Here is a 17592-nt window from a genome sequence, read left to right as displayed (position 1 = left end):
CATCCCGAAACGCAAGGTGAAGCTAGGCGCGGCGGCGCGGGGGTGTCAATCGGAGCGGCTTTGCCTATCTTGAAGGCCTGTTCTTGAGGGACTGCCGTCTTGAAGCCTCACGCCCTACGCCTCGGCGTCAACATCGACCACGTCGCCACCATCCGGAACGCCCGGGGGGAGAGCTACCCCGAGCCGTTGCGCGCCGCCGACCTGGCCCTGGCGGCGGGCGCCGACGGCATCACCGCCCACCTGCGCGAGGATCGCCGGCACATCTCCGACGCCGACATCGACGCGCTGTCCGACCTCTGCCGCAAGCGCGGCAAGCCGCTGAATCTGGAGATGGCGGTCACCGACGAGATGCTCGGCATCGCCCTGGCCCACAAGCCGCACGCCGCCTGCCTGGTGCCCGAGCGGCGCGAGGAGGTGACCACCGAGGGCGGGCTGGACGTGGTGCGCGGCCATAACGCCATCGCCCCGGCCGTCCGGGCCCTGAAGGCCGCCGGCTCGCGCGTCTCGCTGTTCATCGAGGCCGATCCGGCCCAGATCGCCAAGGCCGCCGAGGTCGAGGCCCAGGTCATCGAACTGCACACCGGCGCCTATTGCGAGGCGGTCCGCTCGGGCCATGCCGCCGAGGCCGAGCGCCTGCTGGGCCGGCTGGCGGCCGGCGCGCGGCAGGCGGTGCAGCTGGGCCTGGAGGTCCATGCCGGCCACGGCATCGACTTCGCCACCGTCCGCGCTGTCGCCGCCATTCCGGAACTGGCCGAGCTGAACATCGGCCACTTCCTGATCGGCGAGGCCATCTTCACCGGTCTCGCCCCCGCCATCCAGCGCATGCGGGCCCTGATGGACGCCGCCCGGGCCGAGGCGGCGGCGTGATCGTCGGCATCGGGTCCGACCTCTCCGACATCCGGCGCATCGACAAGACGCTTGAGCGGTTCGGCGAGCGCTTCATCGCCCGCACCTTCACCGACACCGAGCGCGACCGCTCCGAGCGCAAGGTCAACGCCCAAGGGGGCCGCGCCGCCAGCTACGCCAAGCGCTTCGCCGCCAAGGAGGCCTGCGCCAAGGCCCTGGGCACCGGCGTGCCGCGCCGCGGGGTCCACTGGAAGGACATGGGCGTGGTCAACATGCGCAGCGGCCAGCCGACCATGGCCCTGACCGGCGGGGCGGCCGAGCGGCTGGCCAGCCTGATCCCGGCGGGGATGCGGCCGGTCATCCATGTCAGCCTCACCGATGACCATCCCTACGCCCAGGCCTTCGTGATTATTGAGGCCGTGCCTGAAACCTAGTATCTGGCCCGGCTCCTGCAGCCCCGCTTGCGCCATGTTGGCGCGTTAACCGGGCGGAAGCTTGCTCCTGTCCTATTCCGAGACTAACCACACCTTCCGGCCGCGATTGGCCGGACCTGAAGAAAGTATCGCTGCGCCATGACCGACGACGCCGCCCCCGAGGACGCGCCCGCCGCCGATCAGCCGATCGCCGAGACCGCCCCGCCCGCAGAGGCTGCGCCCGTCGAGGGAGCGCCCGAGGCTGAAGCGGGCGCCGAGGCCGGGCCGAGCGCGGTCGGCGAGATGGTCGAGATCGTCAAGACCATCACCTATGCGCTGCTGATCGCCCTGTTCCTGCGGGTGCTGTTCTTCCAGCCCTTCACCATCCCCTCGGCCTCGATGGAGCCGAACCTGTTGAAGGGCGACTACATCATCGTCGCCAAATATGCCTACGGCTACTCGCGCCACTCCATCCCGCTCAGCCCGCCGCTGTTCAAGGGCCGGCTGTTCGCCCACGAGCCCAAGCGCGGCGACATCATCGTCTTCAAGCTGCCGCGCGACGGCCACATGGACTACATCAAGCGGCTGATCGGACTGCCCGGCGACAAGATCCAGGTGATCGGCGGCGTCATCCTGATCAACGGCAAGCCGGTCAGCCATGTGCCGGGCAAGTCGTTCGTCGCCGAAAACGGCGGCTGGCCGGTGCAGGCCACCGAGTACCGGGAGGAAATCCGCCCGGGCAAGTTCATCATGACCCAGCAGATCAGCGGCTATGGCAGCGCCGACAACACCGGCGTCTACACCGTGCCCAAGGGCTGCTACTTCTTCATGGGCGACAACCGCGACAACTCGGCCGACAGCCGCTTCGATCCGGGCCTGGAGCCGGGCTCGTTCGCCGCCAACGCCTGTCCCTGGGACTACAGCCTGGACCGCCAGATCGGCGAGAACCTGGGCGTCGGCTTCGTGCCGGCCGAGAACCTGGTCGGCAAGGCCCAGATCATCCTGCTGTCCTGGAACGGCAAGGCCAGCCTGTTCAAGCCCTGGACCTGGTTCCTGGACGCCCGTCCCAGCCGGTTCTTCCACGTCCTCAAATGATCTTCCAGCGATGAACGGGCGCGAAGCCGCCGTCGCCGAACTCGAGCGACGGATCGGCCATGTCTTTGCCGACCGCGCCCTGCTGGAGCGGGCCCTGACCCATTCCAGCGTCGGCGACGGCGCCCGCAAGGTCAGCCACAACGAGCGGCTGGAGTTCCTGGGCGACCGCGTCCTGGGCCTGGTGGCGGCCGAGCGGCTGGTCGAGCTGGACCCGGGATCGCCCGAGGGGGTGCTGTCGCAGCGGCTGTCGGCCCTGGTCAACGGCAAGGCCTGCGCCCGGGTGGCGCGGCGGATCGGCCTGCCCGACGCCCTGCGGCTGTCGGCCTCGGCCACCAAGGTCGGCGGGCGCGATTCCGACACCGTACTGGGCGACGCCTGCGAGGCGCTGATGGCGGCCCTCTATCTCGAGGGCGGGCTTGAGTTGGCCCGAGCCTTCTTCCTGGACGCCTGGGAGGCGGAATTCGCCGATCCGACCCCGGTCCGCAACAAGGACCCCAAGACCCAATTGCAGGAATGGGCCCAGGCCCGCCGCCTGCCGATCCCGAAGTATGATACGGTGTCGCGCAGCGGTCCCGACCACGCCCCCATCTTCACCGTCGAGGTGACCATCGAGGGCTTCGAGACCGAGAGCGGCCAGGGCCGTTCGCGCCAGGAGGCCGAGAAGGCCGCGGCGCTGACCATGTTGAACAAGAGAGAGGGCCAGGCTTGACCGAAGCCAACACCACCCGGGCGGGCTTCGTCGCCATCATCGGCGCGCCAAACGCCGGCAAGTCGACTCTGGTCAACCGCATGGTCGGGACCAAGGTCTCGATCGTCACCCGCAAGGTGCAGACCACGCGCTTTCCGATCCGGGGCGTGGCCATGGTCGGAAACGCCCAGCTGATCCTGGTCGACACCCCCGGCATCTTCAAACCCCGCCGGCGGCTGGACCGGGCCATGGTCCGCTCGGCCTGGAGCGGGGCCGAGGACGCCGACGTGGTCGTCCACCTGGTCGACGTGCAGGCCGAACTGGCCGCCGCCGACGGCACCGGCAAGGGGGCCGACAAGAAGTCGGTCGAGGATGTCGAATCCATCATCCAGGGCCTGAAGGGCTCGGGCCGCCAGGCCATCCTGGCCCTGAACAAGATCGACGGGGTAAAGCGCGACCGCATGCTGGCGGTGGCCAAGACCCTGTTCGACAGCGGGGTCTATTCCCGGGTGTTCATGATCTCGGCCGCCGACGGCAATGGGGTCGAGGACCTCTCCAACTACCTGGCCGGCCAAGTCCCGGAGAGCCCCTGGCTCTACCCCGCCGACCAGAGCGCCGACCTGCCGGTCCGCCTGCTGGCCAGCGAGATCACCCGCGAGAAGATCTACCTGCGGGTCCATGAGGAGCTGCCCTACGCCGCCACCGTCGAGACCACCGCCTTCGAGGAGCGCAAGGACGGCTCGGTGCGGATCGAGCAGCTGATCCAGGTCGAGCGCGACGGCCAGCGGGCCATCATCCTGGGCAAGGGCGGCCAGACGCTGAAATGGATCGGCTCAGCCTCCCGCGAGGAGCTGACCGAGCTGCTGGACCGCAAGGTCCACCTCTTCCTGCACGTCAGCGTCCGCGAGACCTGGGCCGACGAGCGGCAGGCCTACACGGACATGGGCCTGGACTTCGACGTCTAGTTCAGCAGGCAGGACGCCGCCCGTCGGGTCCAGATGTTCTGCAGGCTCTTGGCCTGTTGCGACGTCTCCAGGAAGTATTCGAAGCTGTCGGCCTCGACCTTCCGGCTGCCCAGATCGGCCTGGAAGGCGCCGGCGCCTTTGACCACCAGGCTGGTTCGGACCTTGTAGAGGTCGGCGGCCGGGTCGTTTTCGAAGCTCGAATCCGTTTCCACGGTGATCGACTCGACCTTCGACCAGTTGATGGTCCAGCCAAGAGCCTTGGCCTCGCCCAGCTTGAGCTTGAAGCCGGACTGGCATTCGCCGTCGTCCCAGGCCGAGATCACGCCAGGATTGCCCGATACGTCGTGCATTCGCCCGGAGGCGGGCGGCGCCACCAGGGTCATCAGGGCGGCGCTCAGGGTCACAAGGCTGAGCATTCGATCCTCCGTCGCAAATCCCGCGTCGAGAGGCTATCTCAACTGCATGGAATGGGAAGACGACGCCTTCGTTCTGGCCGCCCGGGCCCATGGCGAGACCGGCGCCATCGTCGACCTGCTGACCGCCGAGCGCGGCCGCTTCGTCGTGCATGTGGCCGGCGGCGCCTCGCGGCGGATGAAGCCCTTTCTGCAGGCCGGGGCCCGGGTGATCGCCCGCTATCGCGCCCGGGTGTCGGAACAGCTGGGCGCGGCGACCCTGGAGCCGGTGGGGGAGGGGCCGTCCGCCCTGTTCGACGATCCCCTGGCCCTGTCAGGCCTGGCCGCCGCCGCATCGGTGGCCGCCGGCGCCCTGCCGGAACGCGAGCCGCATCCGGGCGCCTATCTGGCCTTCGAATCGCTGATCGGGGCGCTGGCCCATCCCGACATCTGGCCGGCGGTGTTCGTGCGCTTCGAGGCCGGGCTGCTGCAGGACCTGGGCTTTGGCCTGGACCTGTCGCGCTGCGCCGCCACCGGGAGCACCGACGACCTGATCTATGTCAGCCCGCGCACCGGCCGGGCGGTCAGCCGCACCGCCGGCAAACCCTATGCCGACCGCCTGCTGGCCCTGCCGCCCTTCCTGCTGTCGGCCCAGGGCGGTTTGTCGCCCGGCGATATTCGCGCCGGCCTGGACATCACCGGCCACTTCCTGGCCCAGTTCGTGTTCGCCCCGCTGAACCGGCCGCTGCCGCCGGCCCGGGTCTGGCTGATCGACCGCCTGACCGACGCCGAGAGACTTTAGGAAAGGGGGCTCTAGGTTCCGCGCTCGACCTTCACGGCGAAGGCCTCCTCCGGCGACAGCACCAGGCGATGCCGGCCGACCAGGGCGAAATAGAGGATGCCCAGCGCGAACCACACCGCCACCCCCGCCACGCCCCAGCGATAGATCGGGTCCTGGAACTGATAGGCGATGGTCAGGAGGGCGATGCCCAGCGCCAGGCCCGCCCCGGTCAGGCCCAGCGGGCTGCGATAGGGCCGCTCCATGTTCGGGAACCGCACCCGCAGCAGGATGAAGGAAAGACCCTGCATCACATAGCTGGCCATGGCCCCGAACACCGCCATGTTGAGCAGCGCCCCGCCGATCACCTTGGCCCCCTGGTCCGAGCCCAGGGTGAACCAGACGACCATCATCACCAGCAATCCAACCAGGCTGCCGCCCAGCAGGGCCGCGTCCGGCGTCTTGCGTTTGGCGTTGGTGATCGACAGCCAGCGGGGGAAATAGCCGGCGCGCGAGAGCGAATAAATCTGCCGGCCATAGGCGAAGATGATGGCGTGGAAGCTGGCGATCAGACCGGTCAGGGCCACCACCGCCAGAACCTTGGCCAGGCCCTCGCCGTAAAGCTTGGCGAAGCCGTCGAGGATCGGCTGGCCCGAGGCGGCCAGCTGGAAGGCGCCTGGCGGGATCGAGGCGTTCAGCCAGATGACCAGCAGGGCGGACCCTATGAGGGTGAACATGCCCAGCAGGATGCCCTTGGGCAGGTCGCGCTGAGGCATGTGGGATTCCTCGGCGGCCAGGGGCAGCTGCTCGATGGCCAGGAACAGCCAGACCGCGAAGGGCAGCTGGCGCAGGGCCCCGGCTATGCCGTCGGGCAGGAAGGGGCCATGGCCGTCGGGAAGCTCCACCCCGCCGGCCCCGACATTGAGGGCGTAGCGGGCGAAGTCGGATTGGGGCAGGGCGCTGGTCCAGAACACGGCCAGGCAGGCCATGGCCACCAGGGTGATGACCACCGTGACCTGGAAGCTCAGCGCCACCCCCAGCACATTGATGCCGACGAAGATCAGGTAGGCGACGATCCAGTAGACCGGCTGCCATTCCGGCGGGGTCTCGAAGATGGCCCCCAGATAGCTGCCGATGAAGAAGCAGACGACCGCGGCGGTCAGCACATATTCGACATTCTCGCAGAGGCCGGTGATGAAGCCGCCCCAGGGTCCCATGGCCGTGCGGGCGAAGCTGTAGGCGCCGCCGGTATGGGGCTGGGCCGCCGCCATCTCGGCGATCGACCAGACCAGGCCAAGATACATGACCACGATGATGCCGGTCGCCAGCAGCAACCCGCCCCAACCGCCGCTGGCCAGACCCAGGTTCCAGCCGGAATACTGGCCAGAGATGACGGCCCCCACTCCCAGCGCCCACAGCGAGAAGACGCCGGCGTAGCGTTTCAGTCCGCGCCGCTCGAAATAACGGTCATCGACAGTTTCATAGCGGACACCTTCAACGTCTGGTGGTTCCCCAACGCCCGTCATACCGTGCTCCTGGGTGACTCGCGGTATGAGCCTGCCTGGGAATACTCGACTTGTCGCCTTCTTTGCCTGGGGTTGCTGCGATTGCCTCCAAAGTCGGCAAGGCGAACTGTTGTGTCGCCGCAAGACATTGGTGAGCTTAAGGAACGGCGCGGTGCGCTAAGGGACCGATCAGCCCAAGATCGCTCTGATCCTTCAACTCGACGCCGGTCAGCCGTCGTTTGAGCGCCTCGCGCACCAGCCAGGTCAGTCTGGCGGCGGCGGCCTCGTAGCCAAGGCCCTGGGGGCGGATGTTGGAGATGCAATTTCGCTCGGCATCGGTGCGCCCGACCCGGGGCTCGTAGGTCAGATAGACCCCCAGACTGTCGGGCGAGGAGAGGCCTGGCCGCTCGCCGATCAGCACCGCGACCATCCGCGCGCCCATCCGCTCGCCGATCTCGTCGCCCAGCGCCACCCGGGCCTGGCTGGCCAGCACGACCGGGCCGGTGCGCAGATCGGCGGGCAGGGCGGCGATCAGCGGGGCGGCATGGGCCTGGACCGCCGCCGCCGAGAGGCCGTCGGCGATGACCAGCAGGAAATCCTGCGGTGCGGGTCGCAGGCGCTCGCCCTCCGCCAGCTTTCGGCCCAGGTCCGGACGGCGCAGATAGGTCGCCCGGTCCGGCGCGGCGCTGGCGACCCGCACGGTCGGCAACGCGAGTTGGCCTGCCAAGGCGTCCCAGTCGACAGCCGCATGCACCGCGTCGCGGGCCCGGGCGTGGTCGAGGGCGAAGTCGAGCACCGCCTTCGTGGGCAGGGCGGGGCCGGCGCGGCCCAGCGCGATGCGGGCCGGGGTGCGGGCCCGAAGCTCGGCCCAGGGGTCCCGGGTGACCGGCGGCTTCATCGGGCGGCCAGCAGCGGATGGCCGGGGCGGGGCGGGACCAGACCGCCGGCCGCGTCGGTCAGGCCCATGCCCTGCAGCCAGGCCTCGAACTCCGGCGCGCGCTTCAGGCCCAGCAGGCGGCGCACATAGAGGGCGTCGTGGAACGAGGTCGACTGGTAGTTCAGCATCACATCGTCCGCCCCCGGCACCCCCATGATGAAGGTCACCCCCGCCGTGGCCAGCAGGGTCAGGAGGCTGTCCATGTCGTCCTGGTCGGCCTCGGCGTGGTTGGTGTAGCAGACGTCGCAGCCGAGCGGCGCGCCCAGCAGCTTGCCGCAGAAATGGTCTTCCAGCCCCGCCCGGATGATCTGCTTGCCGTCGTAGAGATATTCCGGCCCTATGAAGCCGACGACGGTGTTGACCAGCAGCGGATCGAACGCCCGCGCCACCGCATAGGCCCGCGCCTCGGCGGTCTGCTGGTCCAGGCCGTGATGGGCGTTCGCCGACAGGGCCGAGCCCTGGCCGGTCTCGAAATACATGACGTTCCGGCCGACCGCGCCGCGCTTGAGCGACAGCGCCGCTTCCCGCGCCTCGGCCAGCAGGGCCAGGTTGACGCCGAAGCTCTCATTGGCGGCCTGGGTTCCCGCCACCGACTGGAAGACCAGGTCGACCGGCGCCCCGGCTTCGATCAGCTCGACCGTGCTGGTGACGTGGGTGAGGACGCAGCTCTGGGTGGGGATGGCGAAGCGGTGGATCAGGTCGTCCAGCATCCGCAGCAGGTCGCCGAGGTTCGACAGGTTGTCAGATGCCGGGTTGATGCCGATCACCGCGTCGCCCGCGCCGTAGAGCAGGCCGTCGAGGATCGAGGCCGAGATGCCGGCCAGGTCGTCGGTCGGGTGGTTGGGCTGCAGCCGCACCGCCATGCAGCCGGGCAGGCCGATGGTGTCGCGAAAGGCGGTCGTCACCCGGCACTTGCTGGCCGCCAGGATCAGATCCTGGTTTCTCATGACCTTGCTGACGGCGGCGGCCATCTCCGGCGTCACGCCCGGGGCCAGCGCCGCCAGGGCCGCGCTGTCGGTCTCGTCGGAGAGCAGCCATTCGCGGAATTCGCCGACCGTCAGGCTGGCGACCGGGGCGAAGGCGCCGGCGTCATGGCTGTCGCAGATCAGCCGGGTGACCTCGTCGGTCTCGTAGGGGATCAGTTGCTCGTCGAGGAAGGTCTTCAACGGCAGGTCGGCCAGCAACATGCGGGCCGCCACCGCCTCCTCGGCCGAACCGGCGGCCAGCCCGGCCAGGGCGTCGCCCGAGCGCAGGGGCGTGGCCTTGGCCATCAGGTCCTTTAGATCCGCGAACGACCAGGTCGTCGCGCCGAGGCTCTGGCGCAGGCGCATGCGCCCATCCAGCCGTGAACCGGCGTTCGCCGCAAGGCCGCGCTTGCACGGGCGGCGCAATCGGCCTTCGATATGACCATGAGCCTCACACCCCCGCCGATATCGCTGGCTGAGCGCCGGCAACGCCTCACCGCCCTGCGCGGCCTGATCGACGCCGCCGGGGCCAGCGCCCTGCTGCTGGGTTCGACCTCGAGCCTGCGCTACTTCACCGGCCTCGACTGGCATCCCTCCGAGCGGCTGACCGGCGCCATCGTCCATGCCGACGGCCGCCTTGAGTATGTCTGCCCGCGCTTCGAGCTGGACAAGGTCAGCGGCATCGTCGGTGTGCCCGGCGACGACATCCTGACCTGGCAGGAGGACGAGAGCGTCTACGCCCTGATCGCTGGCCGGGTCGCCGGGAAGATCGCGGTGGATGACCAGGTGCAACTCTTCACCTGGCTGGGCCTGGCCCGCGCCGCCGGGACCGAGCGGCTGATCGATGGCGGGCCGCTGATCAACCGCCTGCGCCGCTGCAAGTCGCCGGCCGAGATCGCTTTGATGAGCCGGGCCAAGACCATCACCATCGAGGTCCACCGTCGAGCCTGGGAAGCGGCCGAGGAGGGTGTTCGCGCCTCCGAACTGACCCGCTTCATCGACCAGCAGCATCGGGCGCTGGGCGGCGAGGGCGGTTCCAGCTTCTGCATCGTCTCGTTCGGCGCCGACACCGCCCTGCCGCACGGCGGGGAGGGCGATCCGGCTCTGAAGAAGGGCGACGTCATCCTGATCGACACCGGCACCCGGCTCGATGGCTACAACAGCGACATCACCCGCACCTATGTTTACGGCGAGCCGACCGCCGAGGTCCGCCGCATCTGGGACCTGGAAAAGGCCGCCCAGGCCGCCGCCTTCGCCGCCGCCAAACTCGGCCAGCCCTGCCAGAGCGTCGACTACGCCGCCCGGGCGGTGATGGAACAGGCGGGCCTTGGCCCCGACTACGGCCTGCCGGGCTGTCCGCACCGCACCGGCCACGGCATCGGGCTGGACATCCACGAGGCCCCCAACCTGGTGCGGGGCGACGTCACGCCGCTGGAAGTGGGCATGTGCTTCTCCAACGAGCCGATGATCGTCGTGCCGGGCAGGTTCGGCATCCGGCTGGAAGACCACTTCCACATGACCGCCGACGGCCCGCGCTGGTTCACCACGCCCCAGGCCAGCCTGGACGACCCCTTCGCCGGCGTCCCCGCCTTCCAGGCCGCCTGACATGGGCCTGCCGCTGGTCGATCTCTCCAAGGACGACAGCGAGGTCGCCGCGGCCGTCGGCGCCGCCTGCCGCAGCCACGGCTTCTTCTATCTGGTCGGCCATGGCCTTTCGGACGCCCTGCTCGACGACCTGGAAGCCCAGAGCCGCGCCTTCTTCGCCTTGCCCGAGGCCGAGAAACTGCAGATCGCCATGGCCAATGGCGGCCCGGCCTGGCGCGGCTTCTTTCCGGTCGGGGGTGAGCTGACCTCGGGCAAGCCGGACCTCAAGGAGGGGATCTATTTCGGCGAGGAACTGGGGCCGGACGACCCGCGCGTAAAGGCCGGCTGGCCTATGCACGGCGCCAACCAGTGGCCCGCCGGCGGCCTGCGCCCCGCCGTCGAGGCCTATATGGCCGGGACCACCCGCGCCGCCCACGCCCTGACCCGGGCCCTGGCCATCAGCCTGGGCCTGGCCCCCGACTATTTCCTCAGCCGCTACACGGCCCAGCCGACCGTCCTCTTCCGTATCTTCCACTATCCGCCCCAGCCGCCGAACGCCGATGGCTTCGGGGTCGGCGAGCATACCGACTACGGCTTCCTGACCCTGCTGGCCCAGGACCGCCACGGCGGCCTGCGGATCAAGGTCGACGGCGCCTGGCTGGACGCCCCGCCGATCCAGGGCGCCCTGGTCTGCAATGTCGGCGACATGCTCGACCGACTGACGCGAGGCGCCTATCGCTCGGCGCCACACCGGGTGATCAACAGCTCGGGCCAGGATCGGCTGTCCTTCCCGCTGTTCTTCGATCCCGGCTTCGATGCGGTCGTCGAGCCGCTGTCGCTGGAAGCGGCCCCGCGCGGCCCGCGCTGGGACGAGGCCGACCTGGACGCCGTTACCGGGCGTTACGGCGACTATCTGCTGGGCAAGGTCGGCAAGGTGTTCCCGGGGCTCAAGGCCCAGGTGCTGTAAACTCAGCAAGCCCGGTCAAGACACCGCCATGGCGCGGGTCCATCCTGTGGGCATGATCGAAGTCGCCGCCACCGCCCAGCAACCAGACCGTCTCGAAAGGGCCTTGGCCTTCGTCGAGGCGCATCTGGACCAGCCTCTGACCCTGGCCGAGCTCGCCGACGCGGCCAGCCTGTCGCCCTTCCATTTCGCCCGGGCCTTCACCGCCCGCTTCGACGAAAGCCCCATGGCCTGGGTCCGCCGCCGGCGGATGGCGGCCGCCGCCACGCAACTCGCGAGCCCCAAGCCGCCGTCCCTAATCGACCTGGCGCTGGATAGCGGCTTCGACTCTCAGGAGGCCTTCACCCGGGCCTTCAAGCGCATGTTCGGGGTCAGCCCCGGACGCTTTCAACGGTTTGGCTCCCAACTTCCACATCCGGAGGCGCTCATGTCCCTCACCAAGCAAGACATCGACCTGGAAACCCGCAACGGCGGCAAGCCCATGCATCGGCCCGCCTTCCGCGTCGCCGGCTTTGGCGGCCGGTTCACCGAGACCAACAAGACCCAGATCCCGACCCTGTGGCCCAAACTGCTGGCCCGCCTGCCGGTCCCCGGCCAGACCGCCAACGAGAGCTTCGGCGTCTGCATCGGCGAGGCGGACGGGCAGGGGATGACCTATCTGGCTGGCGCGCCCATCGCCGCCGACGCCCCGGTCCCGGACGGCATGGAGGTCCGCGAGGTGCCGGCCCAGGACTACCTGGTCTTCCGCCAGACCTTGACCGGCCCCAACCTGCACCCGCAGATGCAGGCCTCGGCCAGGGAAATCTGGGGCGAGCGCATTCCCAAGTCCGGCTACCAGATCGCCAGGGGACCGGACCTGGAATACTACCCCGCCGATTTCGACCCCAACCGGCCCGGCGCCTGGGTGGAGTGGTGGGTGCCGGTTCAGGCGTAGGCGAGCAGGCAGACGGCCGGCCTGGGCTTCAGGTCGGCCAGTCGCTCGACCTGCACATCCCTGAAGCCGCCGGCATGGAGCAGGCCGCGCCAGCGTTCGGCAAAGCGGTCGGCGTCGGCCGGCTTGGCCCCATGGCCGGCGGGTTGATAGGTGATGGCCAGCCGCCCGCCCGGCTTGAGCAGCGCCTTGAACTGGGCCAGGGCGGCGTTGGGGTCGGGCCAGAACTGGGCGACGTTGCAGCAGAAGGCCTTGTCGAAGCGCAGGCCCAGTTCGGCGGCCGCTTCCAGCGGGCCGGTGCGCAGCAGCAGATGGCCCAGTTCTATCGCTCGCTGGTTTCGCCTACGGGCCTGGCCGTGCATGACATCGCTATGGTCGAAGCCAACCACCAGGCCGTTCGTGACCTTAGCGACCGCCCACTCGACTCCGAGGCCGGGGCCATAGCCGATCTCCAGCACCAGGTCGGTGGGCTGGATGTCCAGCAGGTCGACGGTCCAGGCATTGCGACGTTTGTTGCCCTCCCGCGACGCCATCAGCTTGCCGGCCAGCCACCCGGGAAAACCGACCGGACGGCCGAACTGGGCGTAGAAGTCAGCCATCGATCAATTCTCCCGGACGCAGATGGGCGGCGAGGTCGGTTTCCAGGGCGTCGAATACCCGGTGCGCCGCGGCGATGTCGGCCGGATCGGCTGGATGGGCCGAGCGGAAAAGTTCGGTCTCGCGCGCCTGCATGGTCTCGAACAGCCGCCGGCCCTCGGCGGTCAGGACGATCAGCACCGAGCGTCGGTGCTGGGGGTTGGGCCGGCTCATGGCCAGGCCGGCCGCCGTCAGCGCATCGACCACCGTCTGGATGTGCTGGCGCGAGACCGGCCGCTCGCGGGCCAGTTCCGGCACCGTGCGCTCGCCGTCGCGGGCCAGCGAGACCATGACGCCGCGCATTGAGGTGGTGACGCCCAGATCGGCATGCAGTTTGTCGCCCAGCGCCTTGAGCAGATGGAACAGGCGAGGGATGCGGTCGATGAGCGAGGTGATGTCGTTCATGACAATCAGATTGTCATTATGACAAGTAACTTGTCAATCAGGTCAGCGGGTCACACTGGACACGGACCCCTGACTCGGATTCAACGGCCCTCATGACCGTTCACACCCCGCCGCCCAGTGACGGCGACCGCATCCTCGAAGAACCGCTGACCGAGGCCCTGTCGCGCCGCTATCTGGCCTACGCCCTCTCGACCATCACCGACCGCGCCCTGCCGGACGTGCGCGATGGGCTCAAGCCCGTTCACCGCCGCCTGATGTACGCCATGCATGAGATGCGGCTGAACCCCGAGAACGGGGCCAAGAAGTGCGCCCGCGTGGTCGGCGACGTGATGGGCAAGTTCCACCCGCACGGCGACCAGTCGATCTATGACGCCATGGTCCGCATGGCCCAGACCTTCGCCCAGCGCTATCCGCTGGTCGACGGCCAGGGCAATTTCGGCAACATCGACGGCGATAACGCCGCGGCCATGCGCTACACCGAGTGCAAGCTGACCGCCGCCGCCGTCCTGCTCATGGACGGCATCGACGAGGACGCCGTCGACTTCCGTCCCACCTATGACGGGGTCGAGACCGAGCCGGTGGTGCTGCCCTGCGGCTTCCCGAACCTGCTGGCCAACGGCTCGGCCGGCATCGCCGTGGGCATGGCCACCTCCATCCCGCCGCACAACGCCGCCGAGCTGATCGACGCCTGCCTGCTGCTGCTGCAGCGGCCGGAAGCCACCACGGCCGACCTGATGCAGCGGGTGCTGGGCCCCGACTTCCCGACCGGCGGCATCATCGTCGAGCCGGCGGCTTCGCTGCTGGAGACCTACGAGACCGGCCGGGGCGGGGTGCGCCTGCGGGCCCGCTGGTTCAAGGAGGACACCGGCCGGGGCGGCTACCAGATCGTCGTCACCGAGGTGCCCTACCAGGTCAAGAAGGCCGAGCTGGTCGAGCAGCTGGCCGAGCTGATCGAGAGCAAGCGCGCCCCGCTGCTGGGCGATGTCCGCGACGAGTCGGCCGAGGACGTGCGGCTGGTGATCGAGCCCAAGAGCCGCAACGTCGAGCCCGAGATGCTGATGGAGAGCCTGTTCAAGCTCTCGGCCCTGGAGAACCGCTTCCCGGTCAACATGAACGTCCTGGACGCCCGCGGCACGCCCGGCGTCATGGGCCTCAAGCAGATCCTCGTCGCCTTCCTGGCCCACCGCCGCGAGGTGCTGGTCCGCCGGGCCCGCCACCGGCTGGCCAAGATCGAGGCCCGGCTGCACGTCCTGGACGGCCTGCTGATCGCCTATCTGAACCTGGACGAGGTGATCCGCATCGTCCGCTACGAGGACGAGCCCAAGGCCAAGCTGATCGCCGCCTTCGAGCTGACCGAGTTGCAGGCCGACGCCATCCTCAACACGCGCCTCCGCCAACTGGCCAAGCTGGAGGAGATGGAAATCCGCCGCGAGCACGCGGACCTCGCCGAAGAGCGGGATGGCATCGTCGGCATGCTGGCCGACGAGAAGATGCAGTGGAAGCTGGTCGGCGGAGGACTGGCCGACGCCAGGGCCGTGCTGGGCGCCGGCACGGTGCTGGGCAAGCGCCGCAGCGACTTCGCCGAGGCCCCGCAGGTCGACACCGAGGCGGCCATCGAGGCCTTCACCCCGCGCGAGCCGATCACCGTCATCCTCTCGCAAAAGGGCTGGATCCGCGCCGCCAAGGGCGCCGTCGATGACCCGTCGGAGCTGAAATACAAGGAAGGCGACAAGCAGGGCTTCATCGTCCCGGCCTTCACCACCGACAAGCTGATCATCCTGTCGTCGGACGGGCGGTTCTTCACGCTGGAGGGGTCGAAACTGCCCTCGGCGCGGGGGCATGGCGAGCCGGTGCGGCTGATGATCGACCTGGACGACAAGGTCGACATCGTCGACGTCTTCCCCTTCAAGCCGGGCCGCAAGCGGGTGCTGGCCTCGAAGGCCGGCTATGGCTTCGTGCTGCCCGAGGACGAGGCGGTCTCGCAGCGGCGGGCCGGCAAGCAGGTGCTGAACGGCGACGTGGCGGTCAGTCTCGAAGCGGCCGGCAACCACCTGGCGGTGATCGGCGACAACGGCAAGATCCTGATCTTCCCCCTCGACGAACTGCCCGAAATGCCGCGCGGCAAGGGCGTCAAGCTGCAGGCCTATCGCGAGGGCGGCCTGCGCGACGCCCTGGTGTTCGACAAGGACGCCGGCGCCGCCTGGATCGACGCGGCCGGCCGCACACGGGACTGGCCGGACTGGAAGGACTGGGTCGGGCGGCGCTCGGCGGCGGGGCGGCTGGCGCCCAAGGGCTTCCCGGTCACCAAGCGGTTCAGGCCGAAGTAAGGGCTCCCCCTCCGTGGGACGCCGCGGCTTTGCCGCGTGTCCCTCGCTCCCCCTCGCGAGCGAGGGGGAGAGCCGCGTTTTCAGCTTTTACGCCTCCTCTCCTCTCCGAGGAGAGGTCGACTCTGAGCGCGAAGGCGCGAAGAGCGGGTGAGGTGTCTTGGCGCCGTCAGCAGTTGCTCTAGGCTCCCGCGACTCGACAGGGGGACTCCATGCGTTGGACGAAATCACTGGCGCTGACCGCGGCGCTGCTTCTGGCCGCGCCGGCCTTCAGCGCCGACAAGCCGGATATCGGCCTGCCGACCGTCAAGCCCGAGAAGATGGGCTTCTCGTCCGAGCGGCTGAAGGCTCTGGACACCGCCATGGACGCTCTGGTCGACAAGGGCCGGCTGCCCGGAATCCTGACCATCGTGGCCCGCCACGGCAAGGTGGTGGCGGTCAATGTCTATGGCGCCAAGGACACTGAGGCCAAGGCGCCGCTGACCGCCGACACCATCTTCCGGATGTACAGCCAGACCAAGCCGGTCACCGCCGTGGCCATGACCATCCTCTTCGAAGAGGGCAAGTGGAAGCTGGACGACCCGGTCACCAAGTTCGTGCCGGAGTTCAAGAACCTCAAGGTGTTCAAGGGGCTGGATGACAAAGGTCAGCCGATCCTGGAGCCGGTCTCGCGCTCGGCGACGATGCGCGAGCTGATGACCCACACCGCCGGCTTCGCCTATGGGCTGGTGACCGACAACCCGGTCGACAAGGCCTATTTCGAGTCCGGCCTGCTGGGCTCGAAGAACCTGGACGCCATGCTGGGCGAGGCGACGACCCTGCCGCTGGCCAACCAGCCGGGGGCCCGATGGAAATACTCCATCGCCGTCGACATCCAGGGGGCGATCGTCGAGCGGCTGTCGGGCCAGTCGCTGCCGGACTTCATGCAGAGCCGCATCTTCGGGCCGCTGGGCATGAAGGATACCGGCTTCTATGTCCCCGACGACAAGAAGCCCCGCCAGGCGGCCCTCTACGCCGTCAATCCCAAAAGCCGGGCCATCGTCCCAGCCGAGGGCTTCATGGTGCTGGACGTCAGCAAGCCGCCCACCATGGCCATGGGCGGCGGCGGGCTGGTCTCGACGGCGCACGACTATCTGAGGTTCGCCCAGATGCTGGCCAATGGCGGCGCGCTGGATGGCGTGCGCATTCTCTCGCCGGCCGGGGTGAAGATGATGGAGTCCAACCATCTCAGCGACGCGGTGATGGCCCAGAAGCCTATGGGGCCCGGCATGGGCTTCGGCTTCGACGGCTCGGTGGTCATGGACCCGGCCGCGGCGGGCACGCTGGCCGGCAAGGGGACCTACAGCTGGGGCGGGGCGGCCGGGACCTGGTTCTGGGTCGATCCGGAGAACGACGTGGTGTTTCTGGGCATGATCCAGGTGCTGGGCTGGTACGGGATGGGCGACGTCAACCTGGAGCATCTCAGCCAGACCCTGGTCTATTCGGCCCTGGTCGATCCCAAGAAATGAGATGACAAAGGTTTCACCGTGGCGGCGCTGGCGCTGCCGGGTTAGCTTCGCCACATAACGTCCATCAGACTTTGGAGAACCCAGTCCATGGGCACCGGCTTCATCATCGCTATCGTCGTCGCCATCGTGGTCGCTGTCCTGGCGATCATGGCCTACAACAGCCTGGTCGCGCTCAATCAGCGGGCCAACCAGGCCTTCGCCGACATCGACGTCCAGCTCAAGCAGCGCCACGACCTGATCCCCAACCTGGTCGAGACGGTGAAGGGCTATGCGACCCACGAGAAGGGCACGCTGGAGGCGGTGATCGCCGCCCGCAACGCCGCGACCTCGGCGGGGAGCGTCGACGACAAGGTTCAGGCCGAGAACATGCTGACCGGGGCCCTGCGGCAGGTGTTCGCGCTGTCGGAGGCCTATCCGGACCTCAAGGCCAACCAGAACTTCCTGGGCCTGCAATCGCAGCTGACCGACATCGAGAACAAGCTGGCCGCCGCCCGCCGGTTCTTCAATAGCGCGGTCAGCGAGTTCAACGCCGCCATCCAGCAGTTCCCGGCCGTGCTGTTCGCCGGCATGTTCGGCTTCAAGGCCCGCAGCTTCTTCGACCTGGGCGAAGAGCGGGCGGCGCTGGACAAGCCGCCGGAAGTGAAGTTCTAGGACCA

Annotated in this window: 18 protein-coding genes; 12 read left to right on the top strand and 6 right to left on the bottom strand. The window is 68.8% G+C overall.

All coding sequences use genetic code 11. The annotated features are described in order from the left end of the window. Nucleotides 1–99 precede the first annotated feature (99 nt). From QO010_RS05145 to era, 5 genes are all read left to right on the top strand, one after another. The gene (locus QO010_RS05145; RefSeq protein WP_307346818.1) at nt 100–867 is read left to right on the top strand and encodes a pyridoxine 5'-phosphate synthase; all 768 of its coding nucleotides are present in this window, start codon (nt 100–102) and stop codon (nt 865–867) included. Further along, on the top strand, nt 864–1280 hold the full coding sequence (acpS, locus tag QO010_RS05140) for a holo-ACP synthase (protein ID WP_307346816.1): 417 nt from the start codon (nt 864–866) through the stop codon (nt 1278–1280). The genes QO010_RS05145 and acpS overlap by 4 nt, the downstream gene beginning before the upstream one ends. Before the next feature lie 282 nt (nt 1281–1562). Continuing rightward, on the top strand, nt 1563–2354 hold the full coding sequence (gene lepB, locus QO010_RS05135) for a signal peptidase I (RefSeq protein ID WP_370873722.1): 792 nt from the start codon (nt 1563–1565) through the stop codon (nt 2352–2354). Nucleotides 2355–2364: 10 nt separating this feature from the next. Beyond that, on the top strand, nt 2365–3063 hold the full coding sequence (gene rnc, locus QO010_RS05130; protein WP_307346811.1) for a ribonuclease III: 699 nt from the start codon (nt 2365–2367) through the stop codon (nt 3061–3063). Further along, entirely contained in the window at nt 3060–4007 is a 948-nt protein-coding gene (gene era, locus QO010_RS05125) for a GTPase Era (RefSeq protein ID WP_307346808.1), read from the top strand. Before rnc ends, era begins: the two co-directional genes overlap by 4 nt. Here the strand turns inward: era and QO010_RS05120 are convergent. Then, nucleotides 4004–4423: a hypothetical protein gene (locus QO010_RS05120; protein WP_307346806.1), complete on the bottom strand. Its 420-nt coding sequence runs from the start codon at nt 4421–4423 to the stop codon at nt 4004–4006. The two genes, era and QO010_RS05120, sit on opposite strands and share 4 nt — an antisense overlap. Nucleotides 4424–4469: 46 nt before the next feature. On the opposite strand from QO010_RS05120, the gene recO reads away from it, so the two are divergent. Further along, nucleotides 4470–5201 (top strand): DNA repair protein RecO, encoded by a 732-nt coding sequence (gene recO / locus QO010_RS05115; RefSeq protein ID WP_307346803.1) that lies wholly within the window; start codon nt 4470–4472, stop codon nt 5199–5201. 11 nt (nt 5202–5212) lie between these two features. Here recO and QO010_RS05110 read toward each other — a convergent pair whose 3' ends face one another. From QO010_RS05110 to QO010_RS05100, 3 genes are all read right to left on the bottom strand, one after another. Then, nucleotides 5213–6703: an amino acid permease gene (locus tag QO010_RS05110; RefSeq protein WP_307346800.1), complete on the bottom strand. Its 1491-nt coding sequence runs from the start codon at nt 6701–6703 to the stop codon at nt 5213–5215. 136 nt (nt 6704–6839) lie between these two features. Then, nucleotides 6840–7580, bottom strand: a complete 741-nt coding sequence (gene eutC, locus QO010_RS05105; protein WP_307346798.1) for an ethanolamine ammonia-lyase subunit EutC — start codon at nt 7578–7580, stop codon at nt 6840–6842. Further along, complete coding sequence (locus QO010_RS05100) at nt 7577–8950, bottom strand: ethanolamine ammonia-lyase subunit EutB (protein WP_307346795.1); 1374 nt, start codon at nt 8948–8950, stop codon at nt 7577–7579. Before QO010_RS05100 ends, eutC begins: the two co-directional genes overlap by 4 nt. Before the next feature lie 78 nt (nt 8951–9028). Here QO010_RS05100 and QO010_RS05095 point away from each other — a divergent pair, with 78 nt between their 5' ends. The 3 genes from QO010_RS05095 to QO010_RS05085 are packed head-to-tail and all read left to right on the top strand — an operon-like array spanning nt 9029 to nt 12066. Further along, entirely contained in the window at nt 9029–10189 is a 1161-nt protein-coding gene (locus QO010_RS05095; protein ID WP_307346792.1) for a M24 family metallopeptidase, read from the top strand. Between the two features lies 1 nt (nt 10190). After that, entirely contained in the window at nt 10191–11135 is a 945-nt protein-coding gene (locus tag QO010_RS05090) for an isopenicillin N synthase family dioxygenase (protein ID WP_307346791.1), read from the top strand. Between the two features lie 52 nt (nt 11136–11187). Continuing rightward, the gene (locus tag QO010_RS05085; protein WP_307346788.1) at nt 11188–12066 is read left to right on the top strand and encodes an AraC family transcriptional regulator; all 879 of its coding nucleotides are present in this window, start codon (nt 11188–11190) and stop codon (nt 12064–12066) included. Here the strand turns inward: QO010_RS05085 and QO010_RS05080 are convergent. Together QO010_RS05080 and QO010_RS05075 are read right to left on the bottom strand one after the other, a co-directional pair. Then, on the bottom strand, nt 12057–12662 hold the full coding sequence (locus QO010_RS05080; RefSeq protein ID WP_307346786.1) for a class I SAM-dependent methyltransferase: 606 nt from the start codon (nt 12660–12662) through the stop codon (nt 12057–12059). The two genes, QO010_RS05085 and QO010_RS05080, sit on opposite strands and share 10 nt — an antisense overlap. Continuing rightward, nucleotides 12655–13104, bottom strand: a complete 450-nt coding sequence (locus QO010_RS05075; protein WP_307346783.1) for a MarR family winged helix-turn-helix transcriptional regulator — start codon at nt 13102–13104, stop codon at nt 12655–12657. Before QO010_RS05075 ends, QO010_RS05080 begins: the two co-directional genes overlap by 8 nt. 92 nt (nt 13105–13196) lie before the next feature. Between QO010_RS05075 and parC the strand changes: the two genes are divergently transcribed. From parC to QO010_RS05060, 3 genes are all read left to right on the top strand, one after another. Further along, a complete protein-coding gene (gene parC, locus QO010_RS05070) occupies nt 13197–15431 on the top strand; it encodes a DNA topoisomerase IV subunit A (RefSeq protein WP_307346780.1) in 2235 nt (744 codons plus the stop codon). Between the two features lie 209 nt (nt 15432–15640). Then, on the top strand, nt 15641–16936 hold the full coding sequence (locus QO010_RS05065; protein ID WP_307346777.1) for a serine hydrolase domain-containing protein: 1296 nt from the start codon (nt 15641–15643) through the stop codon (nt 16934–16936). An 87-nt stretch (nt 16937–17023) separates the two neighbouring features. Beyond that, nucleotides 17024–17587, top strand: coding sequence for a LemA family protein (locus QO010_RS05060; RefSeq protein WP_307346775.1), 564 nt, complete (start codon nt 17024–17026; stop codon nt 17585–17587). Nucleotides 17588–17592 lie beyond the last annotated feature (5 nt).

Origin of the sequence: Caulobacter ginsengisoli (assembly GCF_030814835.1) — a bacterium.
In the GTDB taxonomy this organism is placed as follows: domain Bacteria; phylum Pseudomonadota; class Alphaproteobacteria; order Caulobacterales; family Caulobacteraceae; genus Caulobacter; species Caulobacter ginsengisoli.
The sequence above is the reverse complement of the archived record's forward strand: the minus strand, read 5'-3'. Positions and strand labels throughout refer to the sequence as shown.